Source organism: Cyanobium sp. WKJ7-Wakatipu (genome assembly GCF_024345355.1).
Taxonomy (GTDB): Bacteria; Cyanobacteriota; Cyanobacteriia; order PCC-6307; family Cyanobiaceae; genus Cyanobium_A; species Cyanobium_A usitatum.
Genome location: NZ_JAGQAY010000004.1, coordinates 18,520 through 36,485, shown reverse-complemented (window position 1 = coordinate 36,485; position 17,966 = coordinate 18,520). Strand labels below are relative to the sequence as shown.

General features: G+C 62.3%; 16 protein-coding genes, 1 tRNA gene and 1 pseudogene. 10 read left to right on the top strand and 8 right to left on the bottom strand.

The features are described 5' to 3' along the window. Positions 1-5: 5 nt before the first annotated feature. The 3 genes and pseudogenes from mutT to mgtE all read right to left on the bottom strand — a co-directional run. Positions 6-419: pseudogene (mutT, locus tag KBY83_RS03475) on the bottom strand (8-oxo-dGTP diphosphatase MutT); the annotation flags it as partial. A gap of 8 nt (positions 420-427) precedes the next feature. Further along, the gene (locus tag KBY83_RS03470) at positions 428-1,396 is read right to left on the bottom strand and encodes an RpoD/SigA family RNA polymerase sigma factor (protein ID WP_255018442.1); all 969 of its coding nucleotides are present in this window, start codon (positions 1,394-1,396) and stop codon (positions 428-430) included. Positions 1,397-1,561: 165 nt separating this feature from the next. Then, positions 1,562-2,944: a magnesium transporter gene (mgtE, locus tag KBY83_RS03465; RefSeq protein ID WP_106632449.1), complete on the bottom strand. Its 1,383-nt coding sequence runs from the start codon at positions 2,942-2,944 to the stop codon at positions 1,562-1,564. A gap of 87 nt (positions 2,945-3,031) precedes the next feature. Between mgtE and KBY83_RS03460 the strand changes: the two genes are divergently transcribed. After that, positions 3,032-3,502 carry a glutathione peroxidase gene (locus KBY83_RS03460; RefSeq protein WP_106632532.1) on the top strand — a complete coding sequence of 157 codons (471 nt, stop codon included), beginning with the start codon at positions 3,032-3,034 and terminating at the stop codon, positions 3,500-3,502. Between the two features lie 95 nt (positions 3,503-3,597). Here KBY83_RS03460 and KBY83_RS03455 read toward each other — a convergent pair whose 3' ends face one another. Both KBY83_RS03455 and gyrB read right to left on the bottom strand, forming a co-directional pair. Next, entirely contained in the window at positions 3,598-3,921 is a 324-nt protein-coding gene (locus KBY83_RS03455) for an SH3 domain-containing protein (RefSeq protein WP_255018340.1), read from the bottom strand. After that, positions 3,921-5,891: a DNA topoisomerase (ATP-hydrolyzing) subunit B gene (gene gyrB / locus KBY83_RS03450; RefSeq protein WP_255018339.1), complete on the bottom strand. Its 1,971-nt coding sequence runs from the start codon at positions 5,889-5,891 to the stop codon at positions 3,921-3,923. The genes KBY83_RS03455 and gyrB overlap by 1 nt, the downstream gene beginning before the upstream one ends. A 140-nt stretch (positions 5,892-6,031) precedes the next feature. Here gyrB and miaA point away from each other — a divergent pair, with 140 nt between their 5' ends. The 3 genes from miaA (at position 6,032) to KBY83_RS03435 (ending at position 8,848) form a co-directional block, all read left to right on the top strand. Then, positions 6,032-6,952: a tRNA (adenosine(37)-N6)-dimethylallyltransferase MiaA gene (gene miaA, locus KBY83_RS03445; protein ID WP_255018338.1), complete on the top strand. Its 921-nt coding sequence runs from the start codon at positions 6,032-6,034 to the stop codon at positions 6,950-6,952. 35 nt (positions 6,953-6,987) lie between these two features. Then, complete coding sequence (gene infC / locus KBY83_RS03440) at positions 6,988-7,593, top strand: translation initiation factor IF-3 (RefSeq protein ID WP_254962298.1); 606 nt, start codon at positions 6,988-6,990, stop codon at positions 7,591-7,593. A gap of 265 nt (positions 7,594-7,858) precedes the next feature. Continuing rightward, positions 7,859-8,848: a GntR family transcriptional regulator gene (locus KBY83_RS03435; RefSeq protein ID WP_255018337.1), complete on the top strand. Its 990-nt coding sequence runs from the start codon at positions 7,859-7,861 to the stop codon at positions 8,846-8,848. Between the two features lie 38 nt (positions 8,849-8,886). On the opposite strand, the gene KBY83_RS03430 is transcribed toward KBY83_RS03435, so the two are convergent. After that, positions 8,887-8,958: transfer RNA gene (locus KBY83_RS03430), tRNA-Gly, on the bottom strand. Between the two features lie 64 nt (positions 8,959-9,022). On the opposite strand from KBY83_RS03430, the gene cysE reads away from it, so the two are divergent. Next, the gene (cysE, locus tag KBY83_RS03425; RefSeq protein ID WP_106632454.1) at positions 9,023-9,781 is read left to right on the top strand and encodes a serine O-acetyltransferase; all 759 of its coding nucleotides are present in this window, start codon (positions 9,023-9,025) and stop codon (positions 9,779-9,781) included. Between the two features lie 23 nt (positions 9,782-9,804). Here cysE and KBY83_RS03420 read toward each other — a convergent pair whose 3' ends face one another. Continuing rightward, a complete protein-coding gene (locus KBY83_RS03420) occupies positions 9,805-10,194 on the bottom strand; it encodes a type II toxin-antitoxin system VapC family toxin (RefSeq protein ID WP_255018336.1) in 390 nt (129 codons plus the stop codon). Further along, entirely contained in the window at positions 10,194-10,463 is a 270-nt protein-coding gene (locus tag KBY83_RS03415; RefSeq protein WP_255018335.1) for a type II toxin-antitoxin system VapB family antitoxin, read from the bottom strand. Before KBY83_RS03415 ends, KBY83_RS03420 begins: the two co-directional genes overlap by 1 nt. A 130-nt stretch (positions 10,464-10,593) precedes the next feature. Here KBY83_RS03415 and KBY83_RS03410 point away from each other — a divergent pair, with 130 nt between their 5' ends. From KBY83_RS03410 to KBY83_RS03390, 5 genes are all read left to right on the top strand, one after another. Beyond that, on the top strand, positions 10,594-11,940 hold the full coding sequence (locus KBY83_RS03410) for an ATP-binding protein (RefSeq protein WP_255018334.1): 1,347 nt from the start codon (positions 10,594-10,596) through the stop codon (positions 11,938-11,940). Between the two features lie 178 nt (positions 11,941-12,118). Continuing rightward, positions 12,119-14,905 (top strand): preprotein translocase subunit SecA, encoded by a 2,787-nt coding sequence (secA, locus tag KBY83_RS03405; protein WP_255018333.1) that lies wholly within the window; start codon positions 12,119-12,121, stop codon positions 14,903-14,905. 82 nt (positions 14,906-14,987) lie between these two features. Then, entirely contained in the window at positions 14,988-16,130 is a 1,143-nt protein-coding gene (gene gmd / locus KBY83_RS03400; RefSeq protein ID WP_255018332.1) for a GDP-mannose 4,6-dehydratase, read from the top strand. Continuing rightward, positions 16,130-17,095, top strand: a complete 966-nt coding sequence (locus KBY83_RS03395; RefSeq protein ID WP_255018331.1) for a GDP-L-fucose synthase — start codon at positions 16,130-16,132, stop codon at positions 17,093-17,095. The genes gmd and KBY83_RS03395 overlap by 1 nt, the downstream gene beginning before the upstream one ends. A gap of 48 nt (positions 17,096-17,143) precedes the next feature. Further along, positions 17,144-17,965, top strand: coding sequence for an ABC transporter permease (locus KBY83_RS03390; RefSeq protein WP_255018330.1), 822 nt, complete (start codon positions 17,144-17,146; stop codon positions 17,963-17,965). Position 17,966 lies beyond the last annotated feature (1 nt).

The following is a 17,966-nucleotide window of genomic DNA, read 5'->3' as shown; positions in this document are numbered from 1 at the left end:
TTGGCTTAGCTAGCTGCCGCGAATGAAGTGCCCGCCCCCAGCAGCGCAGCAATGATCTGGGCGTTTGCCGCCGGGAAGGGATATTCGCCCAGCTGCTCAGGCCGCACCCAGCGCACCTGCTGGGAGGCCAGCGGCTGGGGCTCGCCGCTCAACCAGGTGCAGAGATGCACCACAAAGCACAACTTCTTATGGCTGTAGGCGTGCTCCACCACGATCAGCTCCTCGCCCACCTCCACCTCAATCGCCAACTCCTCCTCCAACTCACGGCGGATCGTTTCATCGATCAGCTCACCCGGCTCCTGCTTGCCGCCGGGGAATTCCCACAACCCCCCCAGCAAACCCTCATTGAGCCGCTGATCGATCAGCACCTCACCGGCGCCGTTGCGCACCACCCCCACGCCGATCACCTGGAACGGCAACTCGCTGCTCAACCGGCTACATAAGCCTCTACGGCATCGCTGATGCGGCGCAGGCCGGCGAGTCCGTCACGCTCCAAGTTGCGCACCCGATCGCGGCTGATACCCAGAATGCGGCCGATACCGGTGAGACTCATCGGCTCGCCACCCTCAGGGTTGTCAGCGCAGGGGATGCCGTAGCGCATCTTCAGCACCCGCCCCTGCAGCTCCGGCAGTTGCTCCAGCAGCGCTCGCAGGTCGCCCTTTAGGCACTCTCCATCCACCCGCTCCTCCGGCAGCTCCGCATCTCCTGCCAGCAGGTCCAGCAGTTCGGTGTCATCGCCGTCGCCCACCTTCGTCTCCAAGCTCACCGGTTGGCGCGCACGGCACAGCAGATCCTTCACCTCCTCCTCCGGAAGCTCCACCGCTTCTGCAAGCTCCGTCACCGTCGGCGTGCGCCCCAGAAGCTGGCTCAGTTCACGCTGACCCTTCTTCAGCTTGTTCAGCGTTTCGGTGATGTGGATTGGCAGCCGGATCGTCCGGCTCTTCTCAGCGATTGCCCGCGTGATCCCCTGGCGAATCCACCAATACGCATAGGTTGAAAATTTGTAGCCACGCGTTGGGTCGAACTTCTCCACGCCGCGCACCAGCCCGATCGTGCCCTCCTGGATCAGGTCCAGCAGCTCCATATTCCGCCGCGTGTACTTCTTGGCCACGCTCACCACCAGCCGCAAATTCGCAGCCACCATCCGCTCCTTGGCACGCCGGCCCGCCTGCAACCGCTTCTTAAGCAGGGGCGCGCTCAGACCAGCGGCCTGGGCCAATTCCGCCTGGCTTGGCTTGTTGCCCAGTTGCACCTCCAGCTCCAGCTCCAGCTCCTCTAGACCCACCAGCTCCTGCACCTGGCGGCCCAGCGTGATCTCCTGCTCATGGGATAGAAGCGGCACTCGCCCGATGTCCCGCAGGTAGCTACGCACCAGGTCGCCGTCGGCCGCGGGCATGGAGCGGGCAGCCTTGTCGGGAGCAGCTGCGGTGGGTGCAGTAGCGATGGCGACGACCACGGCGTTGGGGCTTTGAAGATGTGTAAAGCCTAACCTGAAGAAGTGTTAACTCCTCTCAGAAACCCCAAAACTGCTGCGGCGGCTCAAGCCACTCCCAGCAGCTACCTAGCCAGGCGCGGCGCGTTGCAGCAGCCAGGAGGCGGTTTGCAGGTAGATGAACACCCCAGCGACGTCTGTAGCGGTGGCAATAAAAGGCGCGGACATCAAGGCCGGATCCAGGCCCAGACGGTCAAACAGCAGCGGCAGGGCCGCGCCGGCCGTTGCAGCGAGGGTGGTGATCGCCACCAGGCTCAGGCCGGCGGCCATAGCCACTAACCAGCTGCCTGCCACGTAGGCGGCCCACGGCACCACCGCCAGCACCATCAACAAGCCCAGTAGGGCGCCGGCCACAGATTCACGCCAGATCGCCCGCCAGGCGCCCATCGCCTGAATGCGCTGGGTGCTCAGACCCCGAATCACCACAGTGGAGCTCTGGGCTCCAACATTGCCGCCGGTGCCGATCAGCAGCGGAATAAAGGCGGCGAGCACCACCACCTGCTTGAGCACCAACTCCTGGGAGGCGATCACCGCCGAGGTGCCGCTGTTGGCCACCAGCAGCACCAGCAACCACACCACCCGGCGCCGCGCCACGGTGAACAGGTTGCTCTGGAAGTAGTCGTCTTCATCGCCAGCCTGCACGGCGCCGGCGGCGTAGAGGTCGCGGGTGGCCTCCTGCTCGATCACGTCGATGACGTCGTCCACGGTGACGATCCCCACCAGCCGCTGCTCCCGGTCCACCACCGGCACGGCCAGGAAGTCGTAGCGCTGGATAGCCCGCGCCACCTCCTCCTGGTCGGTGTCGGTCCCGACGCTCACCACATCGCGGGTCATCAGATCGCCGATGCGTGCCTCAGGGTCCGCCGTAACCAGATCCCGCAGCGACAGGATGCCGGTGAGGTGGCGCGAGCCATCGGTGACATAGAGGGAATAAATGGTTTCTGTATCGCGGGCGCGGCGGCGCACGATCGCCAGGGCCTGGGCGGCGCTGTGAAACTCCTTGAGGTCGACGAATTCGGTGGTCATCAGCCGGCCCGCCGTCTCCGCCTCGTAGCCGAGTAGTTGGGCCGTGACCCGCCGCTCCGCCGGGCTGAGTTCGGCCAGCAGGCGCCGCACCACCTTGGCGGGCAACTCATCAAAAAGCCGCACCCGATCGTCGGGTGACATTTCCTCCACCAGCTCCAGCACCTCGCCGGAGCGCAGCCGCTCCAGCAGGGTCTGCTGAACTGACGCATCGAGGTATTCGTAGACCTCAATTGCTTCGTCCTTGGGCAGCAGCCGAAAGGCCAGGGCCTGCAGGGTGCGCGGCAGGCTACCGATCGCTTCAGCGGCGTCTACCTCCTGCACGGGGCCGAGCAGCAACTTGGCACCGTCGTAGTTACCTGCCTCAAGCAGGCTTTCCAGCTGTTGGGCGACCACCTCGGCCACCTGGATCCCGTTGGCTTCGCCCATGGGCCCCGCGACGCCGCAATGCTGAGTTTATGGGTCGCGGCTGCCTTCGGCCCGCTATGGTCCGGCCACTTGATGACAACCGCACCAATGGCTATCTCCGTAAGCAATGTGGCCGTGCGCGATGCCAAAGGCGACGAGCGCAATTTGGGCGAATGGGCCGGCAAGGTGCTGCTGATCGTGAACGTGGCCAGCCGCTGCGGATTCACCCGCCAATACGCAGGCCTGCAGGCCCTCCAGGAGAGCTACGGCCCCCAGGGCCTGGCCGTGCTCGGCTTCCCCTGCAACGATTTCGGCGCCCAGGAGCCCGGCACGCTGCCAGAGATCCAGCAGTTCTGCTCCACCACCTACGGCGCCGACTTTGAGTTGCTCGACAAAGTGGTGATGGCCGAAGAGCCTTACACCACCCTCAGCCAGAGCGAGCCCGCCGGCCCCGTCGCCTGGAATTTCGAGAAGTTTCTGGTTGGCAAGGACGGCACCGTGTTGGGCCGCTACAAGAGCAACGTGGAGCCCGATTCCGCTGAATTGAAGGGCGCCATCGAAGCCGCTTTAGCCGCCTAACCGGCGGATCGTGGGCCTGTTAGCCCTCATTGAGTTTGTACCGATGTACAAACTCAATGACATACCAATATCGAGTGTGCCCTCAAGGAGCTCACTCAACCAGCAGCCAACCAGCCGCGGCGATCGGCGGCCTGCACTTGAAGCCAGCGCTGGCCGGAACTGCCCCGCCAGCTGCGCAGCACTCGCATGGGCTCGCCGGGTCCAAGCTGCTGCAGGGCAGGGGCGCGCTGCTCCGGTGCTGCCCGCAACGCCACGGCCTGGGTGGACAGCAAGGGATCTCCGGCACAACGACGGCGCACTTCAAGTTGCCTGCGATCAGCCCCTCCGGCAGGCAAGCCCACGGGGGTGATCAGGGCAAAACCAAGCAGGGCCGCCCAGCGCCAGGCTGCAGACGGCTGCATCATGCGGGTACCCCCCATCAAATATCGAGCTGGGCTAGATCGAGGGTGGCGCTATGGGCCTCGATAAATTCCCGACGCGGGGCAACTTTGTCGCCCATCAGGATTGTGAAGATGCGATCGGCTTCGAGGGCATCTTCAATCTCGACTCGCTTCATCATGCGAGTGGTGGGATCCATGGTGGTTTCCCATAGCTGCTTCGGCATCATTTCGCCCAAGCCCTTGAAGCGCTGGATCGTGTAATTCGCCTTTTCGCCAAACGATGCGATCGTTTTCTTGAGATCGTCTTCGTTGTAGCAGTAGGTGTGGTTCTTACCCCGCTCCACTTTATAGAGGGGTGGGCAAGCAATGTAGATGTAGCCGCCCTCAACTAGGGCCCGCTGATAGCGGAAGAAGAAGGTGAGAATCAGGGTGCGGATGTGGGCGCCGTCAACGTCAGCGTCAGTCATGATCACGATCCGGTGGTAGCGCAGATTTTTCTCATCAAACTCCTCTCCTTTGATCCCCAGACCTAATCCAGTGATCAGGGCCTGAATCTCCGTGTTTTTATAAATCTTGGCGTCATCTGTTTTCTCGATATTGAGAATTTTCCCCCGCAATGGCAGGATTGCTTGGAAGCGTCGGTCGCGCCCCTGTTTGGCAGAGCCACCAGCTGAATCCCCCTCCACGATGTAGATCTCAGACTCGGACGGGTCGCGGGAGGAGCAATCTGCCAACTTGCCAGGCAGGGTGGAGCTCTCGAGCACGCTCTTGCGTCGCACCAGCTCGCGGGCGCGGCGGGCAGCTTCGGCTGCATTGAAGGCCTGAATCGCCTTCTCGAGGATCAGATCGATCACCGAGGGGTTGAATTCTAGATATTCGCTGAGGGCTTCACCCACCAGCGTGTCAACAATGCCGCGAACCTCCGTATTGCCCAGCTTAGTTTTGGTCTGACCCTCAAATTCCGGGTCGGGCACCTTTACCGATAGCACCGCGGTGAGGCCCTCGCGGATGTTTTCGCCGGCCAGATTGGTATCGGCATCTTTGCGCTTACCGCGCTTTTTGGCAAAGGTATTAAGGGTGCGGGTAAGCACCGTTTTCAGGCCCTCGATATGGGTGCCACCATCGACAGTACGGATGTTGTTGGCAAAGCCAAGAATGCTGTCTGAGTAGGCATCCACGCACCACTGCAGTGCCGCTTCCACCTGTACACCGTCCTTTTCGCGGTTGACGTAAATGATTTCGGGGTGGAGAGGATCCTTCTCCTTATTCATGTAGGCGACGTATTCCTTGATGCCGCCTTCGTAGAAATAGATCTCTTCGTGAGCTTCGCCAGCGGCATTGCGGGCCGCAGCACGGTCGTCACGGAAGACAATCCGCACCCCACCATTGAGGTAGGCCAACTCGCGTAAACGCGAGGAGAGAGTTTGGTAGTCGAACTCAATGCCGGTCGAGAAAATCTCGATATCGGGCTTGAAGCACACCGATGTTCCAGTGCGGCCCTTCTCACCAGCGGCTGATTGCAGGATGCCAATCGGGGCGCCGCGCTCAAAGCGCTGGGTGTGCACCTGGTCTTGGCGGTAAACCGTGACCTCCACCCACTCGGAGAGGGCATTAACCACCGACACACCAACGCCGTGCAGGCCGCCAGAAACCTTGTAGCCACCAGAGCCAAACTTGCCGCCGGCGTGCAACACCGTGAGCACGGTTTCAAGGGCGCTCTTACCGGTGCGCGGGTGGATATCGGTGGGGATGCCGCGGCCGTTGTCGGTGACGGCGCAAGAGCCGTCGTCGTTGAGCACCGCCAGGATCTGGTCGCAGTGGCCGGCTAGGGCCTCATCCACTGCGTTGTCGACCACCTCGTACACCAAATGGTGCAGGCCTCGGGGCCCGGTGGAGCCGATGTACATGCCCGGCCGTTTACGAACCGGCTCCAGGCCCTCCAGAACCTGGATCTGCTCGGCGCCATAGGCGGCCTGAATTTTCGTGGAAGCTTGGCTTTCAGCGCTCATGCAGGAAGTTCTCCCCAGGGATTCGGCACAGGACGGCGAAATCCCGGGGCAAGTACGGCGCAAACGGGCCCAAAAGCCCTATTGCAATAAGCAATTTACCACCGCCAACCCGGGCTGACACCCCCTGGCAAGGTGGACCCATGAGCCCCACTGAGTCCGCAGGCCAACCCCTTGTCATCGTCTTGCTGGGCCCCACGGCCAGCGGCAAAACGGACCTGGCAATCGCCCTGGCCCAGGCCCTCGATCTGGCGGTGCTGAACGTGGATTCGCGCCAGCTCTACCGGCAGATGGACGTGGGCACCGCCAAGCCCACGGCCGCTCAGCGGGGGCAGGCGCGCCACGAGCTGCTGGATCTGCGCGATCCCAACCAGCCGATCAACCTGCAGGAGTTTCGGGCGATCGCCGAGGCCCAGCTCAACGCCGAACTTGCCAGCAAGCCCCTGGCCCTGCTGGCTGGCGGCAGCGGCCTCTACCTACAGGCCCTCACCCAGGGGCTGGAGCCCCCAGCGGTGCCACCCCAACCCCAACTGCGCGCCCAGCTAGCAGCCCTCGGCCAGCCCCTCTGCCACCAGCTGCTGCGCCAGGGCGATCCAGCGGCCGCCGCCCGCATCGCCCCCGCCGATGCCGTGCGCACCCAAAGGGCCCTGGAGGTGCTTCATGCCACAGGGCGGCCCCTATCCAGCCAGCAGGGAGCCACGCCGCCGCCCTGGCGGGTGCTGGAGCTGGGCCTAAACCCCACCGACCTAACAAGCCGCATTGCCAGCCGCACCAAGGGCCTATTTGCTGCGGGGCTGGTAGCTGAAACCGAAGCGCTGATCGAGCGCTACGGGGCTGAACTGCCCCTGCTCAACACCATCGGCTATGCCGAGGCAAAGCAGCAGCTGGCCGGCGAGCTCAGCGAAACTGAAGCGATCGCCCTTTGCGAGCAGCGCACCCGCCAATTCGCCAAACGGCAACGCACCTGGTTTAGGCGGCGCCATGCGCCGATCTGGCTGGAAGAGCGCAGCACCGAGGGGCAGTTGGCCCAGGCGTTGCAAGTGGTCGAGCGCGGACTAGGGTGAAGCGTTACCGATTTCGCGATCCTTCACACCCCTGAATGCCTCCACGTCCCCGTTTTGACCGCCGTGCTCCCGTGCGGGAGCTGCCCAACATCAACGACCGCATCAGCTACCCCAACCTGCGGGTGGTGGATGCCGATGGCAGTCAACTGGGGGTGATCACCCGCGAGGAGGCCCTTGAGGTTGCCAAGGACCGCGAGCTCGATCTGGTGTTGGTGAGCGAAAAGGCCGATCCGCCGGTGTGCCGGATCATGGACTACGGCAAATACAAGTTTGAACAGGAAAAGAAGGCCAAAGAAGCCAAGAAGAAGTCGCACCAGACGGAAGTAAAAGAAGTGAAGATGCGCTACAAGATCGACTCGCACGACTATCAGGTGCGGATCGGCCAGGCGCAGCGCTTCCTTAAGGACGGCGACAAGGTGAAGTGCACCGTGATCTTCCGCGGCCGCGAAATCCAGCACACCGCCCTAGCTGAAGTGCTGCTCTACCGCATGGCCAAGGACCTCGAGGACAACGCCGAGATCCAGCAGCCCCCCAAGCGGGAAGGGCGCAACATGATCATGTTCCTGAGCCCCCGAAAGGCCGCCGCTCCAAAGGGCAACACCAAGGTGGCTTCAAGTTCCGCTGCAGAACCCACGGGTTAAATCGCTTCTCTAGCGATCGCCGACATATCGCTCAAGCGCTGAGCGGTTGAAAGGAAGGTCTGGGCTGCGGACATTGGCGGGCGGACATTGGCGGGCTTGCATTTGGTTTTTGCGCGTGCAGGAAGTTGTACAGATGTACAACTTCCCGGAGGGCCGCCCACTTGCACCAGGCCCAACCGGCACACGCGCGTATGCCAACAGGGGGATTGTCCCCAGGGCCAAGCCTCTTTATGGTGGCCACCAGCCCAATTGGCCCAACCCCGGCGTGCGATTCCACATCCAGCAGGAAAGCGACATCCCGGCGTCGACGCAGCTCTACAACCAGATCTGCTTTGCCATTGCGGCCCGCCACTACCCACCGGGGCACCGATTGCCCAGCACCAGGCAGCTGGCGATGCAGACCGGCCTGCACCGCAACACGATCAGCAAGGTGTATCGCCAGCTGGAAACCGACGGCGTCGTTGAAGCGATGGCGGGATCGGGCATCTATGTGCGCGACCAGCAAAAGCCGCGGGAAATCAAGCCGCCGCCGGGCCCCAGGGGCAAGCTCCTGCCGGACATCGACCGCCAGGTGCGCCAAAGCGTCGATGGCCTGCTCAATGCCGGCTGCACCCTTCAGCAGGGCCGCGACTTATTCACCCGCGAGATCGACTGGCGCCTGCGCTGCGGCGCCCGGGTGCTGGTCAGCACCCCCCGCGAGGACATCGGCGCATCGATGCTGATCGCCGAGGAGCTCATCCCCAGCCTGGAGGTGCCGGTGGAGGTGGTGCCGATGGAGGAGCTGGCGGCGGTGCTCACCGAATCCAACAACGGCACGGTGGTGACCAGCCGCTACTTCCTGCAGCCGGTGGAGGAGATTGCCAAGCAGCACGGCGTGCGGGCGGTGGCCGTTGATCTCAACGATTTTCGCCACGAGCTCGACCTACTCAAGGAGCTGCGCCAGGGCAGCTGCGTGGGCCTGGTGAGCATCAGCCCGGGGATCCTGCGGGCCGCCGAGGTGATCCTGCACAGCATGCGCGGCAACGAGCTGTTAGTGATGACCGCCAACCCCGACACAGGCAGCCGCCTGCTGGCCCTGCTGCGGGCCGCCAGCCACGTGCTCTGCGACCGCCCCAGCCTACCTCTGGTGGAGCAGAGCCTGCGCCAAAACAGGGCCCAACTGATACGGATGCCGGTGGTGCACTGCGCCCAGAGCTACCTAGGCACCGCCACCATCGACGGACTGCGCAAAGAAATTGGCCTACTGGCTACGTAAAACCATTGGCTACATGAACCAAATAGCAGGCTGAATCAAGCGGATGAAGAGATTCGAACTCTCGACCCTCTCCTTGGCAAGGAGATGCTCTACCACTGAGCTACATCCGCAACTACCGGCTTTGCCGATTTCAAGATCATGCATGACGGGGGGCCCCTCGGTCAAACTGGCTCCATGCTCAAGGCACTGCAGGCCGATCTGGCGATCATCAAGCAACGAGATCCTGCGGCCCGAGGCACGCTGGAAATCCTGCTCTGCTACCCGGGCTTGCACGCCCTAACCCTGCACCGTCTCAGCCATTGGCTCTGGGGCCGGCGGCTGCCGCCGTTGCCCCTGCTGGCACGGCTGCTGAGCCAGCTGGGGCGACTGGCTACCGGCGTTGAAATCCACCCCGGCGCCCGGATCGGCCATGGCGTGTTCATCGACCACGGCATGGGAGTGGTGATCGGTGAAACAGCCGTGATCAGCAACCGCTGCCTGCTGTATCAGGGCGTCACATTGGGCGGCACCGGCAAGGCCCATGGCAAGCGCCACCCCACCCTGCTGGAGAACGTGGTGGTGGGCGCCGGCGCCAAGGTGCTGGGGGCGATCACCGTGGGTGCCAACACCCGCATCGGCGCCGGCTCGGTGCTGCTGCGCGACGTGGCGGCCGACAGCACGGTGGTGGGCATCCCGGGCCGGGTTATCCATCAGAGCGGGGTGCGCATCGATCCCCTGGCCCACTCAGCCCTGCCAGATACGGAAGCGAATGTGATCCGCAACCTGATGGAGCGCATCGACGTGTTGGAAATGGAGCTGGCCCGCACCCAAGGCTGCCTGCGGGAGCTGGCCGCCGGCCGCCCCCTGCTGGAGCCCTGCAACGGCGCCGCTCAAAACCTCAAAGATCGCGAGATCCTGGAGTTCCTGGGCGACAACCCTGGCACCACCAGCTGAGTCCTGGTTTCACACGCGTGCCTTCAGATGGCAGCTTTCACATCAGTGCGAGCAAAATCATCACCTTTGAACAGCAGCGGCAGGTCCAGGGCCATGGCTAGGCCGTAGCTGAAGCAATCACCCAGGTTGAGGCCAGCACGGTGGCGGCCCTTGCCGAAGTGGCGCCAGCCGTGGAGGGCCCAGTGCACATGCAACGTGTCGAGCGGAAGCGACTTGATCTCCGCTCGGCCCAAGAGCAAGTCCAACTCAGGAGGCCCTGCCTCACCGAGCTGACTGATCACCAGGATCTGAGCTTCCAAGAGAGTGGCGGTGGAGATCCACTTCGGAGATGGCTGACTCAGGCAGCCAAGGAGTTCGGCAGCTTCCGGCTCCGCTTTGAGAATGGCTATCAGAGCAGAGGTATCGATCACCATCAGACCGGCAGACCGTCATCGTCGTAGAGGGCATCCTGCAACTCCTTGCTGGTGCGCTGGTCTGGCCAATGCAGATTGCTGAAGCGCCCCAACAAAGCGAGTAACTGCTGCAACTTGGCATCCTGCAGCTTCAGCGCAGATGGCTCTGGGCTTCTCTCCAGTTCGGCCGCAAGCGCACGACGCACGGCATCGGTCACGGTGGTGCCATGCCGCGCCGCTAGCTCACGGGCCATGGCATGAACCTCAGGGTCTTTGATGTTCATGCCCATGGATGCTCACACCCCCCACAAGGAGCCGGGTAGAAATCAACAATAGTTCTACCTAGACCCCGATCTCACCCAAAACGAAGATCACCTTCTTGTAGCCGTGAACAACAAGTCAAGGCGCTAACTTGACGCCATGGACGACAAGCTGCCCGCAGACCTGCAAGCCCTGCTGCGCCAGAAACTGGTGGACAGCTGGCAGCAGCCGCTACCCCAGCTGACCCAGCGCGACACCTGGATCCCCAGGATCCCCGGCAAAACGCTGGCCGTGATCGGCATGCGCCGCAGCGGCAAAACCTCACTGCTATGGCAGGAGCTGGGCCGGCGTGTGGAGGCGGGCGAGGAGCGCAGCTGGCTGCCGATGCTGTCGCTAGAAGACGAGCGCCTGCTGGCCCACAACCCTGGTGCGGAGCTGCTCGACCAGCTTCTCGAGACCTATTTCCAGCTCCAGCCCCAGGCGCGGCAAGCGGGAGCGCGGCGGGGCTGCCTGTTTCTCGATGAGATCCAACGCATTCCCGGCTGGGAGGGATTCGTGCGGCGGGTGATGGACAGCGAACCGATCGACGTGGTTGTGAGTGGCTCGTCGGCGGAGATGCTCTCCACCGAGATCGCCAGCAACCTGCGGGGGCGCGCCCTAGAGGCGGTGGTGTATCCGTTCAGCTTCCGCGAGAGCCTCCGCCACCGAAACCTGGAGCCGCTGCAGCCGAGCACGCACTGGAGCAGCGCCCAGCGCTCGCAGCTCACTCACCAGCTGGAGCACTACCTGCGCTGCGGGGGTTTCCCGGAGGCTCAGGGACTGGAGGAGCGCAGCCGCCGGCTGCTGCTGGGCAGCTACGTGGACAGCACCGTGCTGCGGGATGTGATCGAGCGCCATGCCATCCGCCAGCCCCTGGCTCTGCAATGGCTGGTGCGGCAGCTGCTCGGCAACGGTGGCGGCAGCTTCAGCCTCAACCGCCTGCATGGGGCCCTGAAAAGCCAGGGTCTGGCGATCGGCCGCGAACACCTGGCCGAGCTGGTGCAGCACCTAGAGAGTGCCTTCCTGATCCACTGCTTGGGCGTGGTGGGAGGTTCGCTGAGGCGTCAGATGACGCTGCCCCGCAAGGTGTATCCGGTCGATCCGGGTTTGCTGCCCCTCTATGAACTGGAGGGGCGCAGCAATCTCGGACATGCGCTGGAAACCGTGGTGCTTTTGGAATTACTGCGGAACGGAGCGGAGGTGGGCTACCTGCGTACAAGCAACGGCCACGAGGTGGACTTCCTCGCCCGTTTCCCCGATGGCCGGCGGGAGCTGATCCAGGTGTGTACCGATCTCAGTGAACCAGCGACTTTGCAACGAGAGCTGCGGGCACTCCTGGAGGCCCTGCAGGAACCGTCGAGCAGCGGCGCCCAAGCGCGGGTGATTTCACTCAACAACAGACCGCCCCGGGGGGAATGGCCACAACCGGTGGCCTGGAGCAGCGCAGTGGAATGGCTGCTGGAGTGAGCCGAATCAGCTGATGCACTGGCCTTGTCGAGGTGCGTTTAGGCAAGCTGCCGGCAGCCAGCGGACTGGTCGACACCCTGCCCCAACTTCTGGCGGCTTCAGCCCTGCAGGCCTTCCCTTGCCGCTTGCTCTGGTAGCCGCCCGGTAAGATGTGGTTTGTGCTGGCCGTTCCGCCTCAATGCTCAAGCTGCTGCTGGGTGATCCAAATGCCCGCAAGCTGAAGCGCTACCAGCCGATCGTTTCTGATATCAACCTGCTCGAGGAGGAGATCGCCCCCCTCTCCGACGACGAGCTGCGCGGCCTCACGGCTGAATTCCGCCAGAAGCTGGAACAGGTGGCGGGCAATACCGCCAAGGAGCGGGCCTTGCTCGATGAGCTGCTGCCCCAGGCCTTTGCCGTGGTGCGCGAGGCCGGCAAGCGGGTGCTGGGCATGCGTCACTTCGATGTGCAGCTGATCGGCGGCATGGTGCTGCACAACGGGCAAATCGCTGAGATGAAAACCGGCGAGGGCAAAACCCTCGTGGCCACCCTGCCGGCCTACCTCAACGCCCTTACCGGCCGGGGCGTGCACGTGGTGACAGTCAACGACTACCTAGCCCGACGCGATGCCGAGTGGATGGGCCAGGTGCACCGCTTCCTGGGGCTCTCGGTGGGCCTGATTCAACAGGAGATGACGCCAACCACCCGCCGGGCCAACTACGCCTGCGACATCACCTACGCCACTAACAGCGAGCTGGGCTTCGACTACCTACGCGACAACATGGCCAGCGACATCGCTGAGGTGGTGCAGCGCCAGCCCAACTACTGCGTGATCGATGAAGTCGATTCGATCCTGATCGATGAGGCCCGCACGCCGCTGATCATCTCCGGCCAGATCGAGCGCCCCCAGGAGAAATACCGCCGCGCCGCCGAGGTGGCTGAGCTGCTGGAGCGTTCTGCCGAGCTGGGTAAAGACGGCATCGACCCCGAGGGCGACTACGAAGTCGATGAGAAGCAGCGCAATGTGACCCTCACAGACGAGGGCTACGCCAAGGCCGAGCAGGAGCTGGGGGTGAGCGATCTCTTCAACCCAGAAGACCCCTGGGCCCACTTCATCGGCAATGCCCTCAAGGCCAAGGAGATGTTTGCCCGAGACGTGAACTACATCGTGCGTAATGGCGATGCTGTGATCGTGGATGAATTCACCGGCCGGGTGATGCCAGGGCGGCGCTGGAGCGACGGCCTGCACCAGGCAATTGAGGCCAAGGAGCAGCTGGAGATCCAGCCCGAAACCCAAACCCTCGCCTCGATCACCTACCAAAACTTCTTCCTGCTCTACCCGCGCCTGGCCGGGATGACCGGCACCGCCAAAACAGAAGAGGTGGAATTCGAGAAGACCTACAAGCTCGAGGTCACGATCGTGCCCACCAACCGGGTGCGGTCCCGCTCCGACTGGACCGACCAGGTGTACAAAACAGAAACCGCTAAATGGCGGGCGGTAGCCCTAGAAACCGCCGAGGTGCACAAGGGGGGTCGGCCGGTGCTGGTGGGCACCACCAGTGTGGAGAAATCGGAGTTGCTATCAGCCCTGCTGGCTGAGCAAGACATCCCTCACAACCTGCTCAACGCCAAGCCAGAAAACGTGGAGCGGGAAGCCGAGATCGTTGCCCAGGCCGGCCGGGCCGGCGCCGTGACCATCGCCACCAATATGGCGGGCCGTGGCACCGATATCATCCTGGGCGGCAACAGTGATTACATGGCCCGCCTCAAGCTGCGCGAGGTGCTGCTGCCCAAGCTGGTGCGCCCAGAAAATGAGCACCGGCCCATCCCCTCAGCGAAAGCCGCACGCGAGGCCCGCAGCTTGGGAAGCCTCTATCCCTGCACTCTGAGCGAAACTACTGATCAGGCTCTGGTAACCCTCGCCAAAGACCTCGTGAATGCCTGGGGCGACCGGCAGCTCACCTTGCTGGAGCTGGAAGACCGCATCGCCCAGGCAGCCGAAAAGGCACCGAGCGATGACCCCCAAATCCAATCCCTGCGGGACTGCATCGCTCAAGTGAAGGCCGAATACGACGCCATGGTGAAACAAGACGATCAGCAGGTGCGCGAAGCCGGTGGCCTGCACGTGATCGGCACCGAGCGCCACGAATCCCGCCGCGTCGACAACCAGTTGCGCGGCCGCGCCGGCCGCCAAGGCGATCCCGGCTCAACCCGCTTTTTCCTATCGCTGGAAGACAACCTGCTGCGCATCTTTGGCGGCGACCGAGTGGCCGGCCTGATGAATGCCTTCCGGGTGGAGGAAGACATGCCGATTGAATCGGGCATGCTCACCCGCTCGCTGGAGGGCGCCCAGAAGAAGGTGGAAACCTATTACTACGACATCCGCAAGCAGGTGTTCGAGTACGACGAGGTGATGAACAACCAGCGCAAAGCTGTATACACCGAACGGCGCCGAGTGCTGGAAGGCCGTGAGCTCAAGGCCCAGGTGATCGGCTACGGCGAGCGCACGGTCGAAGACATCGTGGAGGCCTACGTGAACCCGGAGCTACCACCTGAGGAGTGGGACCTCAGCCGCTTAGTGGACAAAACCAAGGAGTTTATTTATATCCTGGAAGATCTCACCCCAGACCAGCTACAAGGTTTAGGGGTTGAGGAGCTCAAGGCCTTCCTGCAGGAGCAGCTGCGCAATGCCTACGACATCAAGGAGGGCCAAGTTGAGCAGCAGCGCCCGGGGTTGATGCGCGAAGCCGAGCGCTACTTCATCCTCCAGCAGATCGACACCCTTTGGCGCGAACACCTGCAGGCGATGGATGCCCTACGCGAGTCGGTGGGCCTGCGAGGGTATGGCCAGAAGGATCCGCTGATCGAATATAAGAATGAGGGCTACGATATGTTCCTCGAGATGATGACGCAGATGCGGCGGAATGTGATCTACTCGATGTTTATGTTCCAGCCGGCGCCGGCGCCTCAGGGGGCGGCCGCTTAGCTTAGTATTATGAAAAGCTATATTCATCTTTATGCAATAAGCCTAATCCCTTTCCAGAAGATATAGGATCTCAAGCTTTAAAGTGAACAAAACAGCTCTCATCACAGGGATCACTGGGCAAGACGGCTCCTACCTGGCCGAACTGTTGCTGGAGAAGGGCTACACGGTGCATGGCATCAAGCGGCGGGCCAGCAGCTTCAACACCGCCCGGATCGATCACCTCTACCAAGACCCGCACGAGAGCGATCCCCGGCTGGTGCTGCACTACGGCGATCTCACCGACAGCACCAACCTGATCCGGATCATTCAGCAGGTGCAGCCCGATGAGATCTATAACCTCGGTGCCCAGAGCCATGTGGCGGTGAGCTTCGAGGCACCGGAATACACCGCCAACAGTGATGCCTTGGGCACCCTGCGGATCCTGGAAGCGGTGCGGATGCTGGGGCTCAGCGCCAAAACCCGCATCTATCAGGCCAGCACCAGTGAGCTTTACGGCCTAGTCCAGGAGATCCCCCAGAAGGAAACCACGCCCTTCTATCCACGCAGCCCCTACGGGGTAGCCAAGCTCTACGCCTACTGGATCACGGTGAACTACCGCGAGGCCTATGGGATGTATGCCTGCAACGGGATCCTGTTTAACCACGAATCACCCCGGCGCGGTGAAACGTTTGTGACCCGCAAGATCACCCGCGGTCTGGCGCGTATCAACGAAGGTCTGGAGGATTGCCTCTACATGGGCAACCTCGATTCGCTGCGCGATTGGGGCCACGCCCGCGACTACGTGGAGATGCAATGGCGCATGCTGCAGCAACCCGGCACCCCGGAAGACTTCGTGATCGCCACGGGCCGGCAGGAATCGGTGCGGCGCTTTATTGAGCTGGCCGCCGCCGAGCTGGGCTGGGGTGCAATCGAATGGCAGGGCAGCGGCATAGAGGAGGTGGGGCGGCGCAGCACAGGCGAAGTGGTGGTGCGCATCGACCCGCGGTATTTCCGCCCAGCTGAGGTGGAAACATTGCTGGGCGATCCCAGCAAGGCCCACGAAAAACTGGGCTGGACTCCCACCACAACGCTTGAGGAACTGGTGGCCGAGATGGTGGCGGCTGATAAGGAAGAGGCGGCCAAGGAGGCGTTGCTGCGCCGCAAGGGTTTTGCGGTGGTTGGTTCGATGGAGAATCCACCCACCAACGCTGCTGCGGTGGCACAGGCGCACGGGGGCAAGGGCTGATGGCGGAATTGATCACAGCAGACGACCGCATTTTTGTGGCCGGCCACCGCGGCATGGCGGGCAGCGCCATCTGCCGGGCGCTGCAGCGCTCGGGCTACAGCAACCTGCTCACGGCGAGTCGCGGCGAGCTGGATCTGGAAAACGGCCCGGTTGTGCAGCGCTGGTTCAGCGAGCACACGCCCACGGTGGTGGTGCTGGCGGCGGCCAAGGTGGGCGGCATCCAGGCCAACAACAGCTACCCAGCTGATTTTCTGCTCGACAACCTCAAGATCCAGACCAACGTGATCGAAACGGCCTGGCGCTCTGGGGTGAGACGCCTGCTGTTTTTGGGCAGCAGCTGCATCTATCCAAAGTTCGCCGAGCAGCCGATCCGGGAAGAAGCGCTGCTCACCGGCCCGCTGGAGCCCACGAACGAGTGGTATGCGATCGCCAAGATCACCGGCATCAAGCTGTGTGAAGCTCTGCGCCGGCAGCACGGCTTTGATGCGATCAGCCTGATGCCCACCAATCTGTATGGCCCGGGCGACAACTACCACCCCACCAACAGCCATGTGCTGCCGGCTCTGATTCGCCGCTTCCATGAGGCGGCCGAGGCCAACGCACCCAGTTTGACCTCCTGGGGCACTGGCACACCCCTGCGGGAGTTCCTGCACGTGGATGATCTGGGCGAGGCCTGCGTGTTTGCCCTCGAGCACTGGCAGCCCGGTCTTGATCAGCTCCAGTTTCTGAACGTGGGTACGGGCATCGACCTGAGCATCCGCGAGCTTGCCGAGGCAGTGGCCGCTGCCACTGGTTTCCAGGGCGAGATCTGTTGGGATGCCAGCAAACCGGATGGCACCCCGAAGAAACAGCTGGATGTGAGCCGCTTGGCGACTCTGGGCTGGCAGGCGAGAATCCCGCTCAAGGAAGGACTGAGAAGTACCGTGGACCTGTATCGAAAAGAATCAGAAGCACGAATTATCTGACGATAAATCTGAATCGGCCAGCAAGCCACCGAGAACCAAAAACCACAAATGACCCAAGTCACGCAGATACGACCAAAAACAAGACTTTCAGCCTTTGAGTGGAAAGAAGTGTTCGCTTATCGAGACCTTCTTTATTATTTATCGATGCGTGATGTCAAGATTCGCCATAAACAAACCAGTCTGGGCGTGGTCTGGGTGGTGCTTCAACCACTTGTACCCGCAATCATCTTTGCCGTTTTGTTTGGAAACTTCGGCAGACTTCCCAGCAATGGTCAACCCTACATATTGATGGTATTCACCGGGCTCGTTGCCTGGGGATTTTTAAACAATTCGGTGGCAAGAGGTAGCGGGAGCCTGGTTGCGAGCTCAAACCTACTTTCCAAGATCTACTTTCCACGCATTATCATCCCACTGGCGTCGATGTCATCGGTGGTGATTGATGGCCTGATTGGATTAGCAGCCATGGCCGTTCTTGCCCTTCTTTTTGGCATCAAACCAGGGCTCCACCTGCTGGCTGCACCCTTTTTCTTGGCGGCATCCCTGCTGATGGGGCTGGGCTTAACACTGTTCAGCGCATCAATCAACGTTTACAGAAGGGACATTGGCTACGCCATCCCGTTTATACTGCAAGCCTGGAACTACATGACACCCGTCGTATACTCAAGCGAACTAATTCCGAAAAAGTGGATGTTCCTATACTCACTAAATCCAACAGTTGGCCTCATTGAAGGCTTCCGCTGGTCTATCCTGGGGGGGCGCCCCGCATCGCCACTTATGCTTACAACAATGCTGATTGGCATTGTGTTGTCGCTGGTTGCAGGCTTCGCCGTATTTCAGAAAATCGAACGCGGCTTCGCGGACATTATTTAAA

Coding starts and splice junctions, on each gene's coding strand:
- miaA (WP_255018338.1), top strand. CDS start 6,032: ATGAGCCCCACTGAGTCCGCAGGCCAACCCCTTGTCATCGTCTTGCTG.
- mgtE (WP_106632449.1), bottom strand. CDS start 2,944: ATGGGCGAAGCCAACGGGATCCAGGTGGCCGAGGTGGTCGCCCAACAG.
- KBY83_RS03455 (WP_255018340.1), bottom strand. CDS start 3,921: ATGGGGGGTACCCGCATGATGCAGCCGTCTGCAGCCTGGCGCTGGGCG.
- KBY83_RS03410 (WP_255018334.1), top strand. CDS start 10,594: ATGGACGACAAGCTGCCCGCAGACCTGCAAGCCCTGCTGCGCCAGAAA.
- gyrB (WP_255018339.1), bottom strand. CDS start 5,891: ATGAGCGCTGAAAGCCAAGCTTCCACGAAAATTCAGGCCGCCTATGGC.
- secA (WP_255018333.1), top strand. CDS start 12,119: ATGCTCAAGCTGCTGCTGGGTGATCCAAATGCCCGCAAGCTGAAGCGC.
- infC (WP_254962298.1), top strand. CDS start 6,988: ATGCCTCCACGTCCCCGTTTTGACCGCCGTGCTCCCGTGCGGGAGCTG.
- cysE (WP_106632454.1), top strand. CDS start 9,023: ATGCTCAAGGCACTGCAGGCCGATCTGGCGATCATCAAGCAACGAGAT.
- KBY83_RS03420 (WP_255018336.1), bottom strand. CDS start 10,194: ATGGTGATCGATACCTCTGCTCTGATAGCCATTCTCAAAGCGGAGCCG.
- KBY83_RS03395 (WP_255018331.1), top strand. CDS start 16,130: ATGGCGGAATTGATCACAGCAGACGACCGCATTTTTGTGGCCGGCCAC.
- KBY83_RS03415 (WP_255018335.1), bottom strand. CDS start 10,463: ATGGGCATGAACATCAAAGACCCTGAGGTTCATGCCATGGCCCGTGAG.
- KBY83_RS03460 (WP_106632532.1), top strand. CDS start 3,032: ATGGCTATCTCCGTAAGCAATGTGGCCGTGCGCGATGCCAAAGGCGAC.
- KBY83_RS03470 (WP_255018442.1), bottom strand. CDS start 1,396: ATGCCCGCGGCCGACGGCGACCTGGTGCGTAGCTACCTGCGGGACATC.
- KBY83_RS03390 (WP_255018330.1), top strand. CDS start 17,144: ATGACCCAAGTCACGCAGATACGACCAAAAACAAGACTTTCAGCCTTT.